Annotated in this window: 20 protein-coding genes and 1 pseudogene; 17 read left to right on the top strand and 4 right to left on the bottom strand. The window is 64.0% G+C overall.

Annotated features, from left to right (window positions below; translation table 11 throughout):
• Positions 1 to 46 precede the first annotated feature (46 nt).
• From phnE to EC919_RS15790, 14 genes and pseudogenes are all read left to right on the top strand, one after another.
• Positions 47 to 835: a phosphonate ABC transporter, permease protein PhnE gene (gene phnE, locus EC919_RS15855; protein ID WP_133775374.1), complete on the top strand. Its 789-nt coding sequence runs from the start codon at positions 47 to 49 to the stop codon at positions 833 to 835.
• Positions 836 to 975: 140 nt separating this feature from the next.
• On the top strand, positions 976 to 1,653 hold the full coding sequence (gene phnF, locus EC919_RS15850; protein WP_133775373.1) for a phosphonate metabolism transcriptional regulator PhnF: 678 nt from the start codon (positions 976 to 978) through the stop codon (positions 1,651 to 1,653).
• Positions 1,654 to 1,667: 14 nt separating this feature from the next.
• Complete coding sequence (gene phnG / locus EC919_RS15845; RefSeq protein ID WP_133775372.1) at positions 1,668 to 2,150, top strand: phosphonate C-P lyase system protein PhnG; 483 nt, start codon at positions 1,668 to 1,670, stop codon at positions 2,148 to 2,150.
• Between the two features lie 26 nt (positions 2,151 to 2,176).
• Positions 2,177 to 2,809 (top strand): phosphonate C-P lyase system protein PhnH, encoded by a 633-nt coding sequence (phnH, locus tag EC919_RS15840; protein ID WP_133775428.1) that lies wholly within the window; start codon positions 2,177 to 2,179, stop codon positions 2,807 to 2,809.
• Positions 2,809 to 3,882, top strand: a complete 1,074-nt coding sequence (locus EC919_RS15835; RefSeq protein WP_133775371.1) for a carbon-phosphorus lyase complex subunit PhnI — start codon at positions 2,809 to 2,811, stop codon at positions 3,880 to 3,882. Before phnH ends, EC919_RS15835 begins: the two co-directional genes overlap by 1 nt.
• Positions 3,879 to 4,766: an alpha-D-ribose 1-methylphosphonate 5-phosphate C-P-lyase PhnJ gene (locus EC919_RS15830; RefSeq protein WP_133775370.1), complete on the top strand. Its 888-nt coding sequence runs from the start codon at positions 3,879 to 3,881 to the stop codon at positions 4,764 to 4,766. Before EC919_RS15835 ends, EC919_RS15830 begins: the two co-directional genes overlap by 4 nt.
• Positions 4,763 to 5,593, top strand: coding sequence for a phosphonate C-P lyase system protein PhnK (phnK, locus tag EC919_RS15825; protein ID WP_133775369.1), 831 nt, complete (start codon positions 4,763 to 4,765; stop codon positions 5,591 to 5,593). Before EC919_RS15830 ends, phnK begins: the two co-directional genes overlap by 4 nt.
• A 22-nt stretch (positions 5,594 to 5,615) precedes the next feature.
• The gene (gene phnL, locus EC919_RS15820; RefSeq protein ID WP_133775368.1) at positions 5,616 to 6,356 is read left to right on the top strand and encodes a phosphonate C-P lyase system protein PhnL; all 741 of its coding nucleotides are present in this window, start codon (positions 5,616 to 5,618) and stop codon (positions 6,354 to 6,356) included.
• Positions 6,350 to 7,513, top strand: a complete 1,164-nt coding sequence (locus EC919_RS15815; protein WP_133775367.1) for an alpha-D-ribose 1-methylphosphonate 5-triphosphate diphosphatase — start codon at positions 6,350 to 6,352, stop codon at positions 7,511 to 7,513. Before phnL ends, EC919_RS15815 begins: the two co-directional genes overlap by 7 nt.
• Positions 7,513 to 8,079 (top strand): phosphonate metabolism protein/1,5-bisphosphokinase (PRPP-forming) PhnN, encoded by a 567-nt coding sequence (phnN, locus tag EC919_RS15810; protein ID WP_133775366.1) that lies wholly within the window; start codon positions 7,513 to 7,515, stop codon positions 8,077 to 8,079. The genes EC919_RS15815 and phnN overlap by 1 nt, the downstream gene beginning before the upstream one ends.
• Positions 8,070 to 8,819, top strand: a complete 750-nt coding sequence (gene phnP, locus EC919_RS15805) for a phosphonate metabolism protein PhnP (protein WP_133775365.1) — start codon at positions 8,070 to 8,072, stop codon at positions 8,817 to 8,819. Before phnN ends, phnP begins: the two co-directional genes overlap by 10 nt.
• 140 nt (positions 8,820 to 8,959) lie before the next feature.
• Positions 8,960 to 9,841: pseudogene (locus tag EC919_RS27870) on the top strand (cache domain-containing protein); the annotation flags it as partial.
• The gene (locus tag EC919_RS27865) at positions 9,827 to 10,966 is read left to right on the top strand and encodes a methyl-accepting chemotaxis protein (RefSeq protein WP_432213826.1); all 1,140 of its coding nucleotides are present in this window, start codon (positions 9,827 to 9,829) and stop codon (positions 10,964 to 10,966) included. The pseudogene EC919_RS27870 and the gene EC919_RS27865, both read left to right, overlap by 15 nt.
• 995 nt (positions 10,967 to 11,961) lie before the next feature.
• Complete coding sequence (locus EC919_RS15790; RefSeq protein ID WP_133775362.1) at positions 11,962 to 12,783, top strand: alpha/beta fold hydrolase; 822 nt, start codon at positions 11,962 to 11,964, stop codon at positions 12,781 to 12,783.
• A gap of 89 nt (positions 12,784 to 12,872) precedes the next feature.
• Here the strand turns inward: EC919_RS15790 and moaA are convergent, their stop codons facing one another.
• The 3 genes from moaA to EC919_RS15775 form a co-directional block, all read right to left on the bottom strand.
• Positions 12,873 to 13,871 (bottom strand): GTP 3',8-cyclase MoaA, encoded by a 999-nt coding sequence (gene moaA, locus EC919_RS15785; protein WP_065991658.1) that lies wholly within the window; start codon positions 13,869 to 13,871, stop codon positions 12,873 to 12,875.
• Positions 13,872 to 13,946: 75 nt separating this feature from the next.
• Positions 13,947 to 14,774 carry a formate/nitrite transporter family protein gene (locus EC919_RS15780; protein ID WP_133775361.1) on the bottom strand — a complete coding sequence of 276 codons (828 nt, stop codon included), beginning with the start codon at positions 14,772 to 14,774 and terminating at the stop codon, positions 13,947 to 13,949.
• Between the two features lie 317 nt (positions 14,775 to 15,091).
• Positions 15,092 to 16,441: a cation:proton antiporter gene (locus tag EC919_RS15775; protein WP_133775360.1), complete on the bottom strand. Its 1,350-nt coding sequence runs from the start codon at positions 16,439 to 16,441 to the stop codon at positions 15,092 to 15,094.
• Between the two features lie 153 nt (positions 16,442 to 16,594).
• Between EC919_RS15775 and EC919_RS15770 the strand changes: the two genes are divergently transcribed.
• Together EC919_RS15770 and EC919_RS15765 are read left to right on the top strand one after the other, a co-directional pair.
• A complete protein-coding gene (locus EC919_RS15770; RefSeq protein ID WP_133775359.1) occupies positions 16,595 to 16,810 on the top strand; it encodes a DUF6434 domain-containing protein in 216 nt (71 codons plus the stop codon).
• Positions 16,811 to 16,827: 17 nt separating this feature from the next.
• Positions 16,828 to 17,454 carry a glutathione S-transferase family protein gene (locus EC919_RS15765; protein ID WP_133775358.1) on the top strand — a complete coding sequence of 209 codons (627 nt, stop codon included), beginning with the start codon at positions 16,828 to 16,830 and terminating at the stop codon, positions 17,452 to 17,454.
• A 12-nt stretch (positions 17,455 to 17,466) separates the two neighbouring features.
• On the opposite strand, the gene EC919_RS15760 is transcribed toward EC919_RS15765, so the two are convergent.
• Entirely contained in the window at positions 17,467 to 18,285 is an 819-nt protein-coding gene (locus EC919_RS15760; RefSeq protein WP_133775427.1) for a helix-turn-helix transcriptional regulator, read from the bottom strand.
• A gap of 114 nt (positions 18,286 to 18,399) precedes the next feature.
• On the opposite strand from EC919_RS15760, the gene EC919_RS15755 reads away from it, so the two are divergent.
• A complete protein-coding gene (locus tag EC919_RS15755) occupies positions 18,400 to 19,356 on the top strand; it encodes a threonine dehydratase (protein ID WP_133775357.1) in 957 nt (318 codons plus the stop codon).
• Positions 19,357 to 19,379 lie beyond the last annotated feature (23 nt).

The raw sequence follows: 19,379 nt of genomic DNA, 5'->3' as shown, positions 1-19,379 counted from the left end.
CAGCGCGCCAGTCATGACGCTTCACCCGATCGCAACCGGACTTTTTATGACCACTCACGCTGCTTACCTCGAAGCCGCTGGCAAGCGCAGCTGGCCGCAATACCTGGGCTGGGGCCTGTTCCTGGCGATGATGGCCTGGGCCTGGCACGGCGCGGAAATGAACCCGCTGGCGCTGTACCGCGATTCCGGCAACATGGCGACCTTCGCCGCCGACTTCTTCCCGCCTGACTTCCACGAATGGCGCGCCTACCTCAAGGAAATGATCGTCACCGTGCAGATCGCCCTGTGGGGCACGCTGCTGGCGATCGTCTGCTCGGTGCCGCTGGGCATTCTCTGCGCCGACAACATCACCCCGTGGTGGATTCACCAGCCATTGCGCCGGGTCATGGATTCGTTCCGCTCGATCAACGAAATGGTCTTCGCCATGCTCTTCGTGGTGGCTGTCGGCCTGGGCCCGTTTGCCGGTGTCCTCGCGTTGTGGATCAGCACCACCGGCGTGCTCGCCAAGCTGTTTGCCGAAGCGGTGGAAGCGATTGATCCGGGCCCGGTCGAGGGCGTGCGTGCCACCGGCGCCAGTGCGTTGCAGGAAGTGATCTTCGGGGTCATTCCGCAGGTCATGCCGCTGTGGATTTCCTACGCGCTGTACCGCTTCGAATCCAACGTGCGCTCGGCCACGGTGGTGGGAATGGTCGGTGCCGGCGGGATCGGCGTGATCCTCTGGGAAAACATCCGCGCCTTCCAGTTCACCCAGACCTGCTCAGTGCTGCTGGTGATCATCGTGGTGGTGAGCGTCATCGACATCTTCTCCCAGCGCCTGCGCAAGCAGTTCATCTAATGACCACGACAGGAGAGGGTGCGAACCCTTTTTTAGCCATGCAGTTGTCTAGACAATCCGAAGCACTGATTCGAGAACCGATGAGCCGCGAAACGCTTCATCGCGAGCCCATGCATCGCGAATCGCCTCATCGTGAACCCATGTACCTCGAACTCGCGCAGACCCTGCGCAGTGAACTCGACCGCTACACCGCCGGGGAATACCTGCCCGCCGAAACCCAGCTGGCGGCGCGCTTCGAGGTCAACCGCCATACGGTGCGCCGGGCCATCGACGAGCTGGTCCGCGAAGGCAGCCTGCTGCGCCGACAGGGCAAAGGCACTCAGGTGCTGGGCCGTCCGCTGGTGTACCCGGTCGCCGCCGGCAGTGCCTACAGCGAATCCCTCGCGGCGCTGGGCCACGGCGTCGAAGCGGTGCTGCTGCAACGCAGGCTCTGCACGGCAACGGCGGAGGAGGCCGGGCACCTGGGCCTTGAACCCTACGCGCCGCTGATCGAACTGCAAACCCTGCGCCGCCTCGACGGCCAGCCGGTCTGCCTGATTCGCCACCGTTACTGCGCCACCCGCGCGTCGTTGATCGCCGACTACGTCAGCGGCTCGGTGCGCCAGTTCCTTGCCGAACGCCAGTTGCCGTTGACCCGCACCTTCAGCCTGATCGGCGCGCGCCTGCCCAGTCGCGAAGAAGCCAGCGTGCTGCTGATGCCGCGCCACTTGCCGGCGCTGACGGTGCTCACCCTGTCCCACGATGCGCACGGAAACCCGGTGGAGATTGCCCATTCCACCAGCCGCTCCGACCGCTTCCAGTATCAGATCGTCACCTGACGGAGATGCCCTCGATGACTGCCACACCCGCTTGCTCCACCGCATCCGACGCCCAAGTACCGGACCACGCCGCGCGCCAGCACTGGATTGGTGTGCTCTCGCGCAGCCGCCGCAGCGAACTCCTGGCCCACGAAGCCGCGTTGCGTGACGCCGACTACCAACTGATCCGCGCGCCGGAAATAGGCATGACCCTGGTGCGGGGCCGCATGGGCGGCAGCGGTGCGCCGTTCAACGTCGGCGAGATGACCGTAACCCGCTGTGTGGTGCGCCTGGCCGACGGCCGCACCGGCTTCAGCTACCTGGCGGGGCGCGACAAGGCCCACGCCGAACTCGCCGCCCTGGCCGACGCGCATTTGCAGGGCGCCCAACAGGCGCACTGGATCAGCGACCTGATCGACCCGCTGGCCCGTGCGCAAGACATGCGCCGGACCCAACAACAAGCCGAAACCGCCGCGACCAAAGTGGACTTCTTCACCCTGGTCAGAGGAGAGAACTGATGAGCACCTCTCTCGCAACTGAATCCTTGCCCGCCTCGCTGCTGCAGCCAGCATTCGCCGACCCGGTGCTGGATGCCCAGCGCAGTTTTCGCGCCGCCCTCAAGGCGCTGGCCGGCCCCGGTGTCGCGCAAAGCCTGCTCGCCACGCAAACCCCGCCGCACCTCGAAGGCCTCGCCGCCGCCAGCCACGCCCTGTGCCTGGCCTTGCTGGACATCGACACGCCACTGTGGCTCGCGCCGACGTTCGACACCCAGGCCATTCGCGCCAACCTGACCTTCCATTGCGGCTGCCCGATCGTCAGCGACCGGCAGAACGCCCGCTTCGCGCTGCTCGACGACAGCCAGTTGCACGACCTCAGCGGTTTCGACCTGGGTAACGACCGCTATCCGGATCAGTCCTGCACGCTATTGGTCCAGTTGCCGAGCCTGCAGGGCGGCACGCAACTGGCCTGGCATGGGCCGGGCATCGAAAGCAAAAACCACGTCAGCCTGCCGTTGCAGGAGGCGTTCTGGCAGGAGCGCGAAGCGCGCAATGATTTCCCGCGCGGCATCGACGTGTTCTTCGTCGCCGGCAGCGAATTGCTCGGCCTGCCGCGCAGCACCCAAGTGATGTTCAAGCCCCAGCAGTCCAGGCCTCAACAGTCGAAAGGAGCCGCCTGATGTACGTTGCCGTCAAGGGTGGCGAACAGGCCATCGACAATGCCCACAAACTGCTGGCGAAACAGCGCCGGGGCGACACGTCCGTCGCGGAACTGGGCGTGGAACAGATCCGTCAGCAACTGCCCCTGGCCGTCGCCCGGGTGATGACAGAAGGCTCGCTTTACGACGCCGAACTGGCGGCGCTGGCGATCAAGCAGTCGGCCGGCGATCTGGTTGAAGCGATCTTCCTGCTGCGCGCCTACCGCACCACGCTGACCCGCTTCAGCGCCAGTCTGCCCATCGACACCTCGGCCATGCAGCTCAACCGGCGTTTGTCGGCCACGTTCAAGGACGTCCCCGGCGGGCAATTGCTGGGCCCGACCTTCGATTACACCCACCGTCTGCTGGATTTCACCTTGCTGGCCGAAGGCGAATTTCCCGGCCCTGAAGCCCAGGCCGACGCCGCCGTTCAGGACTGTCCGCGGGTGCTGGGGCTGCTCGCAAAAGAAGGCCTGATCAAGGAAGAACAGGACACCGGCGCGCCGGTCGCCGACATCACCCGCGAGCCGCTGGAGTACCCGGCCAGCCGCGCCGAACGCCTGCAAGCGCTGGCCCGGGGCGATGAAGGGTTCCTGTTGGCGCTGGGCTATTCGACCCAGCGCGGCTATGGCCGCAATCACCCGTTTGCCGGCGAAATTCGGGTGGGTGAAGTGGAGGTGTGGATCGAGCCGGAAGAGCTGGGCTTTCCGATTTCCATTGGCGCCATCGAGCTGACCGAGTGCGAAATGGTCAACCAGTTCGTCGGTTCCGCCACCGAGCTGCCGCAATTCACGCGCGGCTATGGCCTGGCCTTCGGGCATGCCGAGCGCAAAGCCATGGGCATGGCGCTGGTGGACCGCTCCCTGCGCGCCGGTGAATACAGCGAAGAAATCGTCTCGCCGGCCCAGCAGGAAGAGTTCGTGCTCGCCCACTGCGACAACGTCGAGGCCGCCGGTTTCGTCTCGCACCTGAAACTGCCGCACTACGTGGACTTCCAGGCCGAACTGGAACTGATCCGCAAACTGCGCAAGCCCTCCAAGGAGCCGGCTCAATGAACGCCGCCACGCAGCCACGTCCCCAGCCACAGACGCCGCGAGACGAGGCCTACAACTTCGCGTATCTGGATGAACAGACCAAACGCATGATCCGTCGCGGCCTGCTCAAGGCCGTGGCGATTCCCGGTTATCAAGTGCCCTTCGGTGGCCGTGAAATGCCGCTGCCCTACGGCTGGGGCACCGGCGGCATGCAACTGACCGCCGCGATCCTCGGCGCCGAAGACGTGCTGAAAGTCATCGATCAGGGCGCCGACGACACCACCAACGCCGTGTCGATCCGCCGTTTCTTTGCCCGCACCGCCGGCGTCGCCACCACTGAGCGCACGCCCGAAGCGACGATCATCCAGACCCGCCACCGCATCCCGGAAACGCCGCTGCACGCCGATCAGATCATGGTCTATCAGGTGCCGATCCCCGAGCCGCTGCGCTTCATCGAACCGTCGGAAACCGAGACCCGCACCATGCACGCGCTGAATGACTATGGCGTCATGCACGTCAAGCTCTACGAAGACATCGCCACCTTCGGCCACATCGCCACGGCCTACGCCTACCCGGTGACCGTCGACGAGCGCTACGTCATGGACCCGTCGCCGATCCCCAAATTCGACAACCCGAAACTCGACATGAGCTCGGCGCTGATGCTGTTCGGCGCCGGTCGCGAGAAGCGTCTGTACGCGGTGCCGCCGTTCACCCGCGTCACCAGCCTGGACTTCGAGGATCACCCTTTTGAAGTGCAGAAGTGGGAACACAGCTGTGCGATCTGCGGCAGCCACGACTCGTTCCTCGACGAGCTGATCCTCGACGATCAGGGCACCCAGAGTTTCGTCTGCTCGGACACCGACTACTGCGCGCAACGGGTCAGTCAGGGGAGGGCCGGGCAATGAACGCTGCTCAACAGATCGACCGGGATGCCGTCAGCGATCGCACCCAGCCGCTGCTGAAAGTACGCGGACTGACCAAGTTGTACGGGCCGGAGAAAGGATGCCAGGACGTCAGTTTCGAGCTGTACCCGGGCGAGGTGCTGGGCATTGTCGGTGAATCCGGCTCCGGCAAGTCGACGCTGCTGTCGTTGCTCAGCGGCCGTTGCCCGCCCGACAGCGGCGTCATCGATTACCGCCTCGCCGACACCCATAAAAGCGCCGGCCAATGGCTCGACCTTTACAGCGCCAGCGAGGCCGAACGGCGCACCTTGCTGCGCACGGAGTGGGGCTTCGTCGAGCAGAACCCCCGCGACGGCCTGCGCATGGCGGTGTCAGCCGGCGCCAATATCGGCGAGCGGCTGATGGCCCAGGGCGTGCGCAATTATCAGGCGCTGCGGGCGGCGGGGCTGGACTGGCTCAATCAAGTGGAGATCGATCCGGCGCGCATCGACGACCTGCCACGGACTTTTTCCGGCGGCATGCAGCAACGTTTGCAGATCGCCCGAAATCTGGTGTCCGGCCCACGGCTGGTGTTCATGGACGAGCCCACCGGCGGCCTCGACGTGTCGGTGCAGGCGCGTTTGCTCGACCTGATGCGCGGGCTGGTGCGCGAGCTGGACCTGGCGGTGGTGATCGTCACCCACGACCTGGCCGTGGCCCGCTTGCTCGCCGATCGGCTGATGGTCATGCGCCGTTCCCATGTGGTGGAAACCGGCCTGACCGATCAGATCCTCGACGACCCGCAACATCCGTATTCGCAGCTGCTGGTGTCTTCGGTGCTGCAGCCATGATCCGCCTTTCGGGATGCCTTCAATGAACACGCTGATCGAGGTCCGTGACCTTTCGAAAACCTTCACCCTGCACCAGCAGAACGGCGTCGTGCTCAACGTGCTGCGCGGCCTGAATTTCTCCGTCAGCGGCGGCGAATGCCTGGTGCTCCACGGCCATTCCGGCGCGGGCAAAAGTACGCTGCTGCGCACCCTTTACGGCAACTACCTGCCGGCCGGCGGCAGCATTCGCGTGCAGCATCAGGGCGAGTGGCTGGAGCTGGTGGGCGCCGCGCCCCGGGACGTGCTGCAAGTGCGCCAGCAGACCCTCGGGTATGTCAGCCAGTTTCTGCGCGTCATCCCGCGCGTCGCCACGGTCGATGTGGTCATGGAACCGGCGCTGGCCCGTGGCTGGAAGCGCGAGGATGCCCGGACCCGCGCCGAGGATCTGCTCGCTCGGCTGAACATTCCCCAGCGCCTGTGGCAATTGGCACCGGGGACGTTTTCCGGCGGCGAACAGCAGCGCGTCAACATCGCCCGCGGCTTCATGGTGCCGTGGCCGGTGATGCTGCTGGACGAGCCCACCGCATCGCTGGACGACGGCAATCGCCAGGTGGTCCTCGAATTGATCAATGAAGCGAAGAGCGCTGGCGCCGCAGTGATAGGCATTTTCCACGACCGACTGGCCCGGGAAGCGGTGTCCGACCGCCACCTGGACATGACCCCGCCCGACCTTGACCCGCAGGCTTCGATGGCGTCGAGCTTGAAGGAGACCGAACAATGCTGAACGAACAGATCCTGACCAACGCCAAGATCGTCACTGCCGAGCGCGTCTTCACCGGCACCGTGGTGCTGCGCGACGGGTTGATCAGCGAGGTCGATGACAGCATCAGTCAACTGTCCCAGGCGCAGAACCTGAATGGTGATTACCTGCTGCCGGGGCTGGTCGAGCTGCACACCGACAACCTGGAAAAGCACCTCAGCCCGCGCCCCGGTGTGGACTGGCCGTCGGCCTCGGCGGTGATGAGCCACGATGCGCAAATCATTGCGGCGGGCATCACCACGGTGTTCGACGCGCTGTCCATCGGCGACGTCAATCCCAAGGGCAAACGCATGCAGCAACTGCCGGGCATGATCGAGGCGATCGCTTCGGCAAACGCTGCCGACCTGACCCGCGCCGAGCACCGCCTGCACCTGCGCTGCGAAGTCTGCCACCCCGACACCCTCAGCGTGTTCCGCGACCTGGTCGAGCAGCCGCTGGTGCAACTGGTGTCGGTGATGGACCATTCGCCGGGCCAGCGCCAGTTCGCCCTGGAATCCAAGTACCGTGAGTACTACATGGGCAAATACCACCTGAGCAGCGAACAGATGGACGCCTTCATCGTTGAGCAGGTCGCCAATTCCAAGACCTACAGCGACCGTTATCGCCGGGCCATCGTTGACATCTGCCTGGCGCGGGGGTTGTCGGTGGCCAGCCACGATGACGCGACACTGGCCCACGTCGAAGAGTCGGCGGCCTACGGCATGAGCATCGCTGAGTTCCCGACCACCCTTGAAGCCGCGCAGGGCTGCCGGCGCCTGGGCATGAGCGTGTTGATGGGCGCGCCGAACATCGTTCGCGGCGGCTCGCACTCGGGCAATATTGCGGCGGCGACATTGGCCGAAGAAGGGCTACTGGATATTCTCTCCAGCGATTACTATCCGGCCAGCCTATTGCAGGCGGCGTTCACCCTGGGGGCCCAGCTGGATGCAGCAGATGACTCGACGGGCGCCGGACTGGCGCAGGCGGTGACCACGGTCAGCCTGGCACCGGCCCGTTCGGCGGGCTTGCAGGATCGCGGCGAGATCCGTGTCGGCCTGCGCGCCGACCTGATCCACGCCCGGGCTCTGGGCACACTGCCCATCATTCAACAAGTCTGGCGACAAGCGAAGAGGGTGTTCTGATGGCAGGCAGGTTGATCTATCTCATCGGGCCGTCGGGTTCGGGCAAGGACAGCCTGCTGGATGCGGCCCGCGAGGCGCTGGCCGCGCGGGACTGCCGGATCGTGCGGCGGGTCATCACCCGATCGGCGGAAGCCAAGGGCGAAGCGGCCCAGGCCGTCAGTGTCGAGCGCTTCGACGAACTGCAGTCTCAGGGTGCGTTTGCCTTGAGCTGGTTCGCCAACGGCCTGCATTACGGCATCCCCAAAGAGATCGATCAATGGCTGGCCGACGGGCACGACGTGCTGGTCAACGGCTCGCGCGGACATCTGCCTCAAGCGCGGTCGCGTTATCCGTCGCTGTGGGTGGTGCTGTTGACCGTGGATCAATCCGTCTTGCGGGAGCGCTTGCTCAGTCGCGCGCGGGAATCGGCCCAAGACATCGAAACCCGACTGGCGCGCAACGCGCAATTCGCCGACGACGTGCAGGCGAGCGACCCGTCGTTGATCGTGCTCGACAACTCCGGCGCGCTGGAGCAAACGGTCGCCCGATTGTTGCAGCGACTGGAGCGCGCCCACGCATGCGCCTGACGCTTCTTGGCACGGGGGATGCGCGGCAAGTGCCGGTCTACGGCTGTGAATGCGCAGCTTGTCACGCCGCCCATGCCGACCAACGCCTGCGCCGACGCCCGTGCTGCGCGCTGGTTGAAGTGGGCGAACAGCGCTGGCTCATCGACAGCGGCTTGCCCGACCTCACCGACCGCTTCCCGCCGCGCAGCCTCAGCGGCATCCTGCAAACCCACTACCACGCCGACCACGCCCAGGGCCTGCTGCACCTGCGCTGGGGCCAGGGGCTGGTGATCCCGGTGCACGGCCCGGTGGACGCGGAAGGGCTGTCGGACCTGTACAAACACCCCGGTATCCTCGATTTCAGCCAGCCCTTCATGCCCTTTGAAAGCCGTGCGCTGGGCGAACTGCACGTCACCGCGCTGCCGCTGCTGCACTCGAAACCGACGCTCGGTTATCTGCTCGAAGGCGGGGGACGCCGCATCGCCTACCTTACCGACACCGTCGGCTTGCCCCACGACACCCAGGCTTTTTTGCAGCTCCAGGCGCTCGACGTGCTGGTCATCGACTGCTCCATGCCGCCGCAACCGCAGACGCCGCGTAACCACAATGATGTGAATCTGGCGCTGCAGATCATTGAAGCGCTCGAGCCCGATCAGGCCGTGCTGACCCATGTCGGGCATACGCTGGATGCGTGGTTGATGGAGCATGCCGCGGAACTGCCCGGGCATGTTCGGGTGGCGCGGGACGCCATGCTGGTCTGAACGGGGGCGGGCGGGGAGAGGTCTGGCGAGTCGTCCTATAACCACCTGTCGCCGATGTCGTTTAAACGTCTGTCCGGCTTCAACTTTTGCCTGTCACGGCCGTTGCAAATGTAGCCCTACATTTCCTTCGGAGCTTGACCATGTCGTTGATTCCCCGCCGTATCGCTGGACGAATGACCCTGGGGATCCTGACATTGCTGATTCTCACGGCGGTGGCGATTTTCGCGGTCATGACCCTGGGGGGCAAACCCCAACTGGTGGCCGCCGGCACCGAGTCGGCGGAGCAGTCAGCCAGCGCCATCACCCGTCAGCTGGCGTTGCCCTTGAGTCGCATCGAGGGGACCGCTGCTGCCATGGCGCTGCTCGCGGAGACGCTGCCCCACGAAGAAGCCCTGTACCTGAGCAACTTCCCCGGCTTGATCGACAGTCAGGGGGATTCCGCCATTGCCGGTGGCGGCGTGTGGCCGGAACCCAACGCATTTGCGGCGGGCACCGAGCGTCGCAGTTTTTTCTGGGCACGGGACGCAGGCAATCGACTGGACTTTTCGGACGAATACAACCAGGCCAAAACGCCGCCTTATCAGGCTGAAACCTGGTACACCGGGGCCAAGTCCGCACCGGCAGGGCGTTGCGTCTGGTCCGATGCTTACCAGGACCCGGTCAGCGGCGTGGCCATGACCACCTGCAGCGTCCCTTTTCGGGCGCAGGGCGCGTTCGCCGGGGTCGCGACCATCGACCTGAAGCTTGACGGTCTGGCGGCCTTCCTCAAAGAGAAAGGCGGCGTCACCGACGGCTACGCATTCGCGGTGGATCCTTCAGGCAACGTGCTGTATTTCCCCGATGCGAAAGGCACCAAGGGCCTGCTGACCATTACCGGGTTGAGCCAGGAGCAACCCTGGTTGAAGCCGGTGGCTGATCAGCTCGCGAGCAACACCTCGGCCCTCTCGACGCTGAGGATTGAGCAGGATGGCCGGCTCAACGGCCCGGCCTACGTCACGCTGGCGACCATGGCCGGCACCGGCTGGCGGATTGGCCTGGTGACCCCGGAAGCCCGGGTGGTCGGCCTGGCCAACCGCCTCACCGGACAGATTCTGTTGTTCCTGTTGCCGCTGTTGGGCGTGCTGCTGGGTCTGGCCTGGCTGGCAGGCAAGCGGCTGTTGGCGCAACTGGAGGAAACCACCGCGCAAATCGACAGCCTGGGGCAGGGCGGGTGTACCGATACTCAACTGGCCATTTTGCGTGCCGACGAGATCGGCGCGCTGCGTGAGTCGGTCAACCGATACGCAGGTTCCCTGCGCAACATGCTGCACCGCATCGCCGAGGAGTCGGTGTCCCTGGAGCGCCAGGCCAACGAGCTGGCGCAGCTGTCCCAAGGCGTCGCCGAGCGGGCCGAATCCCAGCGTCAGGACAACACCTTGCTGGCGACCGCAATCACCGAGATGTCGGCCAGTGCCAACGAAGTCGCCCAGAACACCACGGACTGCTCCGACACCGCCCGCCGTTCCCTGGGCGAGGCGCAGAAAAGCCAGGATCAGGTCAACAGCAACAGCCAGTCCATCGAAGTGCTTGCAACCGACATTGCCGGGGCGGCGGGCGCCATCACCCAGCTGGGCGATGACATCGAGCGCGTGGGCAGCGTGCTGGAGGTGATCAAATCGATCTCGCAACAGACCAATCTGCTGGCCCTGAACGCCGCCATCGAAGCGGCACGCGCAGGCGAACAGGGCCGTGGCTTTGCGGTCGTGGCCGATGAGGTCCGCACCCTGGCAGGGCGCACCCAGGCGTCGGCGAACGAAATTCAGGAGATGATCTCGCAGTTGCGTCAGGCCTCCAGTGCGGCGGTCTCGACCATGCAGAACGGCGCTCATCGCACCCGTGAGTCGGTGCAACAGGCCGTCAACGTCGCCGCCACACTGGGCACCACCGTCTTCAGCTTCGACGATATCGTCCAGCGCGCCCATCAGATCGCGGTGGCGGCTCAGGAGCAAAGCCATGTCACCCACGAAATCAACGAGCTGGCGGTGCGCATTCACGCCTCCAGCGAACAAGGCGCGCGGGACGCCGGCACCCTGCGCGAACTGGGCAAAGGCATGCAATCGATCTCCGGTCGTCTGGGTGCATTGAGTCGCGGTGGCAACCAGGCCTGAGGCACCTGTGTCAGGCCGCGACATCGCCGGTCGTCACACCGGCGTCTTCCCGGCTAAAGCCGGTCCCACTAACAGCAGCGCGTGCATCCAGTGGGACCGCCTTCCGCCGGGAAGTCATTGATCCGAATTTACTCGGTCCGTAGGAGCCGGCTTGCAGGCGAACGCAGTGGGTCAGTCGACATCTCCATTTCAGCGCCACCGCGTTCGCCAGCAAGCCGGCTCCTACCGTGAGTGTGCGTGCATTCAGTGGAAATGGTGGTGCTCACACCGACGTCTTCCCGGCTGAAGCCGGTCCCACTAACAGCAGCACGTGCAGCCCGTGGTAGCAGCGGCAACTCGGACTGTAGGACCGGCTTTAGCCGGGAAGCTATTGATCCGGATTTATTCGGTCCGTAGGCGCCGGCTTGCTGGCGAATGCAGTGGGTCAGTTGACATCTTCATTCCTGTGCCACCGCGTTCGCCAGCAAGCCGGCTCCTACCGTGAGTGTGCGTGTATTCAGTGGAAATGGTGGTGCTCACACCGACGTCTTCCCGGCTGAAGCCGGTCCCACTAAAGGCACCGCGTACACCCTGTGGGACCGGCTTTAGCCGGGAAGCTTTTGATGTGTTTTTGATCTTCATACGCAAAAAGTCCAGACACCGCCAATCGCGACTTGGGTGCAGGCTGAACGCAGGTCTCGCTCCGTGGGCCGAGCGGCATGGATGCCGCGAGAGCCGCCCCCCGCCATGGATGGCGGATGGCGGCGGGCCCACGGAGCGAGACCGGAGTGAAGGAACCCCGACGAAGGAGGGGCCTAACCAGGAGCATAAGCCCTTGGTTACTTGGGGCTTTATCAAGTAACTCGCCGGAGGCGAAACAGTCTGCCCCCAGGCAGACGCTCTTGATCTTGATCTTGATCTCGCGAAGCGCAAACCAGCACATATGGACAAGGCACATCCGCGATCCGGGACTACGCTCAACCTTCCCCTGCACCCTATCCCGAGGACCGCATCCGATGACCACCCTGACCCTGAAAGACGGCACCGAATTCTTCTACAAAGACTGGGGCACCGGCCAGCCGATCGTCTTCTCCCATGGCTGGCCCCTCGACGGCGACGCCTGGGATGCGCAAATGCTCTTCCTCGGCCAGCACGGCTTCCGCGTCATCGCCCACGACCGCCGCGGCCACGGGCGCTCAGGCCAGACCTGGGAAGGCAACGACATGGACACCTACGCCGACGACCTCGCCCAACTGTTCGAAGCCCTCGACCTCAAAGACGCCATCATGATCGGCCACTCCACCGGCGGTGGCGAAGTCGCCCGCTACATCGGCCGCCATGGCACCGCACGGGTCGCCAAAGCCGTCCTCATCGGCGCGGTCCCACCCATCATGCTCAAAACCGACGCCAATCCCGAAGGCCTGCCCATGGAGGTGTTTGACGGCATCCGCGCCGGCTTCACCGCCGACCGCTCACAGTTCTTCAAGGATCTCGCCGTGCCGTTCTTTGGCTTCAACCGCGACGGCGTGAAAACCTCCCAGGGCGCGATCGACTCGTTCTGGTCCATCGGCATGCTGGGCAGCATCAAAGGCGAGTTCGACTGCATCAAGGCGTTCTCGGAAACCGACTTCACCGAAGACCTCAAAAAGATCGACGTGCCAACCCTGATCCTGCACGGCGATGACGACCAGATCGTCCCGATCGTCGCGTCCGGCTACAAGAGTCACGAGTTGGTGAAAGGCTCGACGCTGCACGTCGTCAAGGGCGGCGCCCACGGCATGTGCACGGTTCAGCCGGAAGAGATCAATGCGATTCTGCTGGGCTTCATCAAGGGCTGATCAGCCTGTTCAGCAAGGACTGGCGGTCTCAAGCGTGGAGGCTGCCAGGCTTCTCATAATGCGCTAACAGCTCAGCAACAAGGGCCTATTCAGCCGCCGGTCATGTTCATGAACCGCACCACCTGCACGTCATCGTTGAGCTCGAAGTTGTGCTTCCACGGCTTCAATTGCATGGCGTTGACGATGGCTTTCTCAAGCTTGTCCGGCTGACCCGGATTGGCCCGCAGCACAGCTTTCAGATCGGCCGAATGCTCGTTACCCAGGCACAACAGCAAACGACCTTCCACCGTCACGCGAACGCGGTTGCAGGTTGCGCAGAAGTTGTGGCTGTGGGGCGAGATGAAGCCGATGCGGATGTGCGGCGCTTCAGCCACGCGCCAGTAGCGGGAAGGCCCGGACGTGGACTCGGTGGAATGCACCAGGGTGTAGCGCTCGGCGATACGTTCGCGCACCTGCTCGCTGGAGTAGAACGACTCGGCGCGGCTGTGCTCGCTGATCGTCCCGAGGGGCATCTCTTCGATAAACGTGATATCCACGCCACGATCAATGGCGAAGGCCACCAGATCATTGATCTCGTGGTCGTTGCGGCCCTGCATCACCACGCAGTTGAGCTTGGTGCGCTCGAAACCGGCCGCGTTGGCGGCGTCGATTCCGGCAATCACCTTGCTCAGATCACCGGTGCGGGTCAGTTCCTTGAAGCGCGCGGGATCGAGGCTGTCGAGGCTGATATTGAGGCGCTTGAGACCGGCTTCGAACAGCGGCACGGCGAGTTTGTCGAGCTGCGAGCCGTTGGTGGTCATGCACAGTTCGCGCAGGCCGGGCAGGGCGGCGATGCTGCGAACCAGCCCGACGATGCCGGAGCGCACCAATGGCTCACCGCCGGTCAGACGGATCTTCTTGGTGCCCAGCGCCACAAAACGCTCGGCCAGTTGATGGATTTCTTCGAGGGAGAGAATCTGCTGACGGGGGAGGAAGGTCATGTCCTCGGCCATGCAATACACGCAGCGGAAATCGCAGCGATCCGTCACCGACATGCGGACGTAATCGACTTTGCGTGAATAGCTGTCCATCAGGACTCGATCTGACATTGATTACTCTCAACAACGTGACACGTGGCAGAAACAGGGTGCGCGCCCCAATAAGAAAGGCGCGCGGCTGCAGCGTTAAATCTGGCTTCCGGTCTGCTGCTCGATGGCCGCATCAGTGACGCCGGTTGCCGAAGCCTGAATGGCTTTCGAATAGGACACGTAATACGCGAGCCCGACGAAAATTGCACCCCCCACGGCGTTGCCAAGGAACACCGCGACGAAGTTTTCAACGAAATCGGTCCAGCTCAGGGCATCGGCAAAGATCGCCGCCGGGATCACGAACATGTTGGCGACCACGTGCTGGAAGCCGATGGCGACGAAGGCCATGATCGGGAACCACATGGCTACCACTTTCCCGGTCACGTCTTTGCTGGCGTATGACAACCAGACCGCCAGGCACACCAACCAGTTGCAACCAATGCCGGAAATAAACGCCTGACCGAAATCAGCGCTGACTTTGGCCTTGGCGATGGCCAGGGTCTTGGCCAGGTACGCACCTTCAGTCAGGCCCAGCACATGGCCGAAGAAGTAGGCCACGAACAGCGCGCCCAGCAGGTTCGCGAACGTGACCAGCGCCCAGTTGCGCGCCACCGCCGACAGGGGCACCCGACCCGCGAACATCGCGGTCGGCAGGCTCATCATGTTGCCCGTGAGCAGCTCGCCGCCGGCGAGGATCACCAGAATCAGACCCAGCGGAAACACCGCCGCGCCCATCAGGTTACCCAGTGATGCCCAGGCCGCCGGGATCATCGTGCTGACATGGATGTCCAGCAAAAAGCCAAGGGCGATGAACGCTCCGGCGAGAAAGCCCAGCACCAGAATCGCCGGGGTCGGCAGATGGGACTTTTTCACGCCGGCTTCAATGGTGATCTCGGCAATCTGCTGGGGTGTATTGATGGACATAGGCTTTCAAGCTCGCAAGCAATGGACCGCACCGCGACGGAACGAGCCGGCGGTGCGAAAACGAAGGAGGGGTTCAAGCATCCAGGCTTGGTGCGCGGAGGTGTCAGGGACACGGCGCCGATCTCTGATGGAGACGCTGCTGCGACGTTAAACCGCATTGCAGAGAGCGCTCAAAAGACCTGATCAATTAGTGAGCACGCTACCGATAGGGCCCCTGAGCGTCCAATCGCTTGTTCCGATAGGGTCATCGACGCTGTCTATCACGAGGCGTTTGTCAGACGGCCGCCGCCAGGTACGCATGCGGCCAGACCATGGCGCTAGTCGTTGCTGTCGCGGCTGATGCTGCACTCATAGCGCTCCAGCAGCGGCTGAATGCTGATGCCGTGCAGCAGAATGCTCAACGCTACTACCGACAACGTCAGGCTGATGGTGGTGTCCACCGCCTCGGCCGGCAGCCCGTGGGTCAGGGCATAACACAGGTAATACAGCGTGCCGATGCCGCGAATGCCGAACCAGCCCACCAGCGCTTTTTGCGGCCGGGTCAGTAATCTGCCACTGATCAGCAGCCACACGCTCAGCGGCCGGATCACGCAGAACAACGCCAGGCCCAGTCCCACGGCGCGCCAGTCCCAGTAACTGGCCAGGGCCGCGCCGAGGAGGGTAATCAGCAGCACTTCCATGGCGCGTTCCACCAGGCTGCCGAAGACCATCATGTCGCCCATCATCACGCCGGCAGCGAGCTGGCTGTCGGACAGCGAATCGCGATCACCCATGATCGCCGACTCCGGATCGCTGTGGGTGTGCCCCACCACCGGGATGGCCACGTGTTCCGACGGCACCTCCGATTGGGTGGCGTTGGATTCGGCGTGACGCAGTCCGATGCCCGCCGCGAACACCGCCAGGAAGCCATAGGCGCCGAGGCCTTCGGCGCTGACGTAGGCAATGGCGATCAGGGCCAGAGCGAGGAAGTCGTTGGGCGACAGGGTGCTGTCGGCGTTCTTGATGCGCAGGTAAATCATCAGATGGCCGACGCCGCGGCCCAGGCCGTAACCCAGCATCAGACCGACCGGCACGCCCCAGACGATGTTTCTCAGGAGCCAGCCCTGGGTCCAGTCGAAATCCGAGAAACCGTGGGTGATGAACAACAGGGCGAAAATCACGAAGGGGAACGCGGTGCCGTCGTTGAGCCCGGCCTCACCCGACAGGCCGAAGCGCACCCGGTCCAGGTCCTGGGCGCTGTTGACCTGCACCAGGCCGGCCAGGACCGGGTCGGTGGGTGAGAGCATGGCGCCGAGCAGCAAAGAGATCGGCCATGACAGGCCGAACAGGTAATGCGCGGTCAGGCTGACGCCGGCGATGGTTGCCAGCATCACCGGCCCGGCCAACAGGTACGCTGAATACCAGCCGCTGCGGTGCAGGGGCAGGCGCAACTTGATGCCGGTGTTGAACAGGGAAAACAGCACGGCGATTTCAGTCAGCCGTTCAAGCCAGTGGCGTGCGTCGCGAATGTCGAGCTGCGCGATGTCCAGGCCCCAGGGCCCGATCGCCGCGCCAAACGCCAGACACACCGCCGACGTCGTGACCGGCAGCCAGCGCAGATAGGAAGAAGTCAGTGCCAGCAGCATCAGCAGGACACCGAAGACGGTCATGCAAAGAATGAAACTCATGCGAAAACATCATCAGTCAATGGGCGGGAGTGACTGTGTGACTGTGAGAGGGTGGGATAGTTGAAACAAATATGGAATGGATCCCGCCACCGGTGCGACAGCCCGCGTTTGCCGACTAGACTGTGCGCGACCCCCTCACCTGGACTCAGCCCCATGGCCTTTGACTGGCACAGCGAATCGCTTTCCCGAGACACCCCTGTCACCCAGGATTACCGCAATACCCAGAGCGTACGCCGGTTTATGACCGCGCAGTGCGGGCCGGCCTTTAAGTTCGACCGCGACTTCATGGCCTGGATACGCAACGACAGCCCCAAGACCCTGGGCGATGTGGTCGATGAATGGCAGCGGCGTCATGGCAATAGAGCCTGACCAGAGCGGGAGAACGTATGTTCAGATTATTTGGGGCCGACAGATCCGGCTCGGCCGCCATTGAGATGGCCCTCACGCTGTGCGGCGCCGAATACCGCCTGGTCACCGCCAGTTCATGGGAAACGGGCGCAGGGCAGGACGAGCTGAAGCGCCTGAACCCGTTGATGCAGGTGCCGACCCTGGTTCTCTCCGACGGCGGCGTGCTGACGGAGAGCGCCGCCATCCTCACCCACCTGGGCCTGGCCTTTCCGCTGTCCGGCCTGTTGTCTCAAGACGCCCTTGAACGTGCCCAGCAACTCCGGGCCCTGGTGTACCTGGCCAGCAACTGCTACGCGTCGATCGGCCTGATCGATTACCCCGAACGGTGGCTGCCCGACGCCGGTCCTGATCAATTAGACCGCTTGGTCGCAGGCGCCCGGCACAAACTCCACCGTCAGTGGGAGGTGTTCAGCGATGTGTTTTACAACCCGATCGCGTGGCATCCCGATGCGCCCGGCGCGGTCGAAATCCTCGCCTGCGTGGTCAGCCAGTGGAGCGGGGCGCGGGAGCATCTGGGAAGGTCGCGCCCCGAGTTCTACGCATCCCTCGAGATAGTCGATCAACATCCCGCTGTCGAGTCGGTGCTGCAGCGACACGGTTGGTGAGCGGTTGATCAGCTAAAGCGACCACTGACTGCGCAGCTTCGCCGGGCTGATGCCCATGCGCAGCCGAAAGGCAGTCGCCATATGCGCCTGGGAGCTGAAGCCACAGTCATGGGCGATCTCGGCCAGTCCTGCGTGTGAATCGCGCATCAGGCTCCGGACCTTGGCCAGACGTCGGTCGATCAGGTAACTGTGGGGGCTTTTCCCGGTGGTGTTCTTGAAGGCCCGCATGAAATACCCCTCGGACAATCCCAACATCTGCGCCATCGCCTGTACCCCCAGCGGGCCGTCGATACCGGCGTCGATGAACTCATCGAGTCTGCGCATCCGGCGGGCGTTGATCGAGCCTTGCAGCGGTGCGTCGAAAGCGCTTTTGTCGTCGATCCGGTCAGTCAGGGCCAGCGCCCAGCCCTCCCAATCATCCGCCGCCGAAGCCTGCAACAGCGCTGCGCGCATCTTCGTTGCGAGGGCGATTGCCTGGGCATCAATGCGGTTATTGAAGGGATGATCGCCCGCCAGAGCCAACCCGTCCGTGCGCAGCAGCCGCAGGTATTCACCGCCCGTGGGCGACTCCGATAGCACGTCGCAACCGGCGGGCACGAATGCCAGGCCATTGGGCACCGCATCAAAGGGCTGCACCCGGTCGCTGCCGATGGCGTGCAGGCCACGCTGGCTTTCGAACGCAAAGCCGATCGCCGCCTGGGTCGCCACGTACCGCGTGGCGTAAGCGGCGGCGGGGAGCAATTCGATCATCCACGGCCCAGCATGGACACGGCGAACCGGTTCAGACGGGAGCGGGTGAGGCGGGCGTTTTGTCGGGCTCATGGCCTGCATAGTAATGAAGTGATCGGGCATAAGTCAGGTCAGTTTTCTGAAAGCCGGCGCGGCGAGCGTCTGACTAGACTGAGCCACCTTTAGGAGGACACGATTTTGAGGAGTAGTCGCCCCATGCACGGACTGACCCGCGACGATATCGAACAGGCCGCTCGCCAGGTGTACGAGGTCATGCCGCCTACCGCCCAATACCCGTGGCCGTTACTGGCTGAGCGGCTGAACAGCACGGTGTGGGTCAAGCACGAAAACCACACGCCCACCGGCGCGTTCAAGGTGCGTGGCGGGATCACCTTCATGCACTGGCTCAAGCGCACTTACCCGACGGTCAAAGGCATCGTGACGGCCACGCGCGGCAATCACGGTCAGAGCCTGGCGCTGGCCGCCACTGCACTGGGCCTGAGTGCGTTGATTGTGGTGCCGGAAGGCAACTCGCCGGAAAAGAACAACGCCATGCGGGCCCTTGGCGGCACCGTGATCGAATGCGGCTGGGATTTCGACGAAGCCCGGGAAGAGGCGGCGCGGCTGGCGGACCTGCATGGGCACTATCTGGTGCCGCCATTCCACATCGAGTTGCTCAAGGGCGTGGCGACGTATGGGCTGGAGTTGTTCCTCGCTGTACCGGATCTGGACACGGTTTACGTGCCCATCGGCTGTGGGTCCGGGATTTGTGGCGTCATTGCTGCCCGCGACGTGCTGGGCCTGCCGACAAAGGTAGTGGGCGTGGTGTCCACCGAGGCGGCGGCCGCCAAGTGGTCGTTCGAGGAAGGGACCATTTTGCAGACCCCGTCGGCGAACACCTTTGCCGATGGCCTCGCCGTGCGCCGGCCCATTCCTGCGGCCTTCGCGATCTATCGAACCGGGGCGCAGCGCATCGTGGCCGTCAGCGAGGCAGAAATCGCCGAGGCCATGCGCGTCTATTACACCGACACCCACAACCTCGCGGAAGGCGCAGGGGCCGCTGCACTGGCGGCGCTCATTCAGGAGCGCCGGGCCATGGCAGGGAAAAAAGTCGGGGTGATTCTGTCCGGCGGGAATGTGGACCGGTCGGTGTATGCGCGGGTTATTGGCTGAAGCTTCAAGCTTCAAGCTGCAAG

Origin of the sequence: Pseudomonas graminis (assembly GCF_004364335.1) — a bacterium.
In the GTDB taxonomy this organism is placed as follows: Bacteria; Pseudomonadota; Gammaproteobacteria; order Pseudomonadales; family Pseudomonadaceae; genus Aquipseudomonas; species Aquipseudomonas graminis_D.
The sequence above is the reverse complement of the archived record's forward strand: the minus strand, read 5'-3'. Positions and strand labels throughout refer to the sequence as shown.

Bases quoted from the DNA above. Each gene is read 5' to 3' on its own strand.
- EC919_RS15760 (WP_133775427.1), bottom strand. From the start codon at position 18,285: ATGCAGGCCATGAGCCCGACAAAACGCCCGCCTCACCCGCTCCCGTCT.
- EC919_RS15780 (WP_133775361.1), bottom strand. From the start codon at position 14,774: ATGTCCATCAATACACCCCAGCAGATTGCCGAGATCACCATTGAAGCC.
- EC919_RS15770 (WP_133775359.1), top strand. From the start codon at position 16,595: ATGGCCTTTGACTGGCACAGCGAATCGCTTTCCCGAGACACCCCTGTC.
- EC919_RS15755 (WP_133775357.1), top strand. From the start codon at position 18,400: ATGCACGGACTGACCCGCGACGATATCGAACAGGCCGCTCGCCAGGTG.
- phnL (WP_133775368.1), top strand. From the start codon at position 5,616: ATGAACACGCTGATCGAGGTCCGTGACCTTTCGAAAACCTTCACCCTG.
- phnE (WP_133775374.1), top strand. From the start codon at position 47: ATGACCACTCACGCTGCTTACCTCGAAGCCGCTGGCAAGCGCAGCTGG.
- EC919_RS15835 (WP_133775371.1), top strand. From the start codon at position 2,809: ATGTACGTTGCCGTCAAGGGTGGCGAACAGGCCATCGACAATGCCCAC.
- EC919_RS15765 (WP_133775358.1), top strand. From the start codon at position 16,828: ATGTTCAGATTATTTGGGGCCGACAGATCCGGCTCGGCCGCCATTGAG.
- phnK (WP_133775369.1), top strand. From the start codon at position 4,763: ATGAACGCTGCTCAACAGATCGACCGGGATGCCGTCAGCGATCGCACC.
- EC919_RS15790 (WP_133775362.1), top strand. From the start codon at position 11,962: ATGACCACCCTGACCCTGAAAGACGGCACCGAATTCTTCTACAAAGAC.
- phnG (WP_133775372.1), top strand. From the start codon at position 1,668: ATGACTGCCACACCCGCTTGCTCCACCGCATCCGACGCCCAAGTACCG.
- EC919_RS27865 (WP_432213826.1), top strand. From the start codon at position 9,827: ATGGCCGGCACCGGCTGGCGGATTGGCCTGGTGACCCCGGAAGCCCGG.
- phnN (WP_133775366.1), top strand. From the start codon at position 7,513: ATGGCAGGCAGGTTGATCTATCTCATCGGGCCGTCGGGTTCGGGCAAG.
- phnF (WP_133775373.1), top strand. From the start codon at position 976: ATGTACCTCGAACTCGCGCAGACCCTGCGCAGTGAACTCGACCGCTAC.
- EC919_RS15815 (WP_133775367.1), top strand. From the start codon at position 6,350: ATGCTGAACGAACAGATCCTGACCAACGCCAAGATCGTCACTGCCGAG.
- phnP (WP_133775365.1), top strand. From the start codon at position 8,070: ATGCGCCTGACGCTTCTTGGCACGGGGGATGCGCGGCAAGTGCCGGTC.
- EC919_RS15830 (WP_133775370.1), top strand. From the start codon at position 3,879: ATGAACGCCGCCACGCAGCCACGTCCCCAGCCACAGACGCCGCGAGAC.
- moaA (WP_065991658.1), bottom strand. From the start codon at position 13,871: ATGTCAGATCGAGTCCTGATGGACAGCTATTCACGCAAAGTCGATTAC.
- EC919_RS15775 (WP_133775360.1), bottom strand. From the start codon at position 16,441: ATGAGTTTCATTCTTTGCATGACCGTCTTCGGTGTCCTGCTGATGCTG.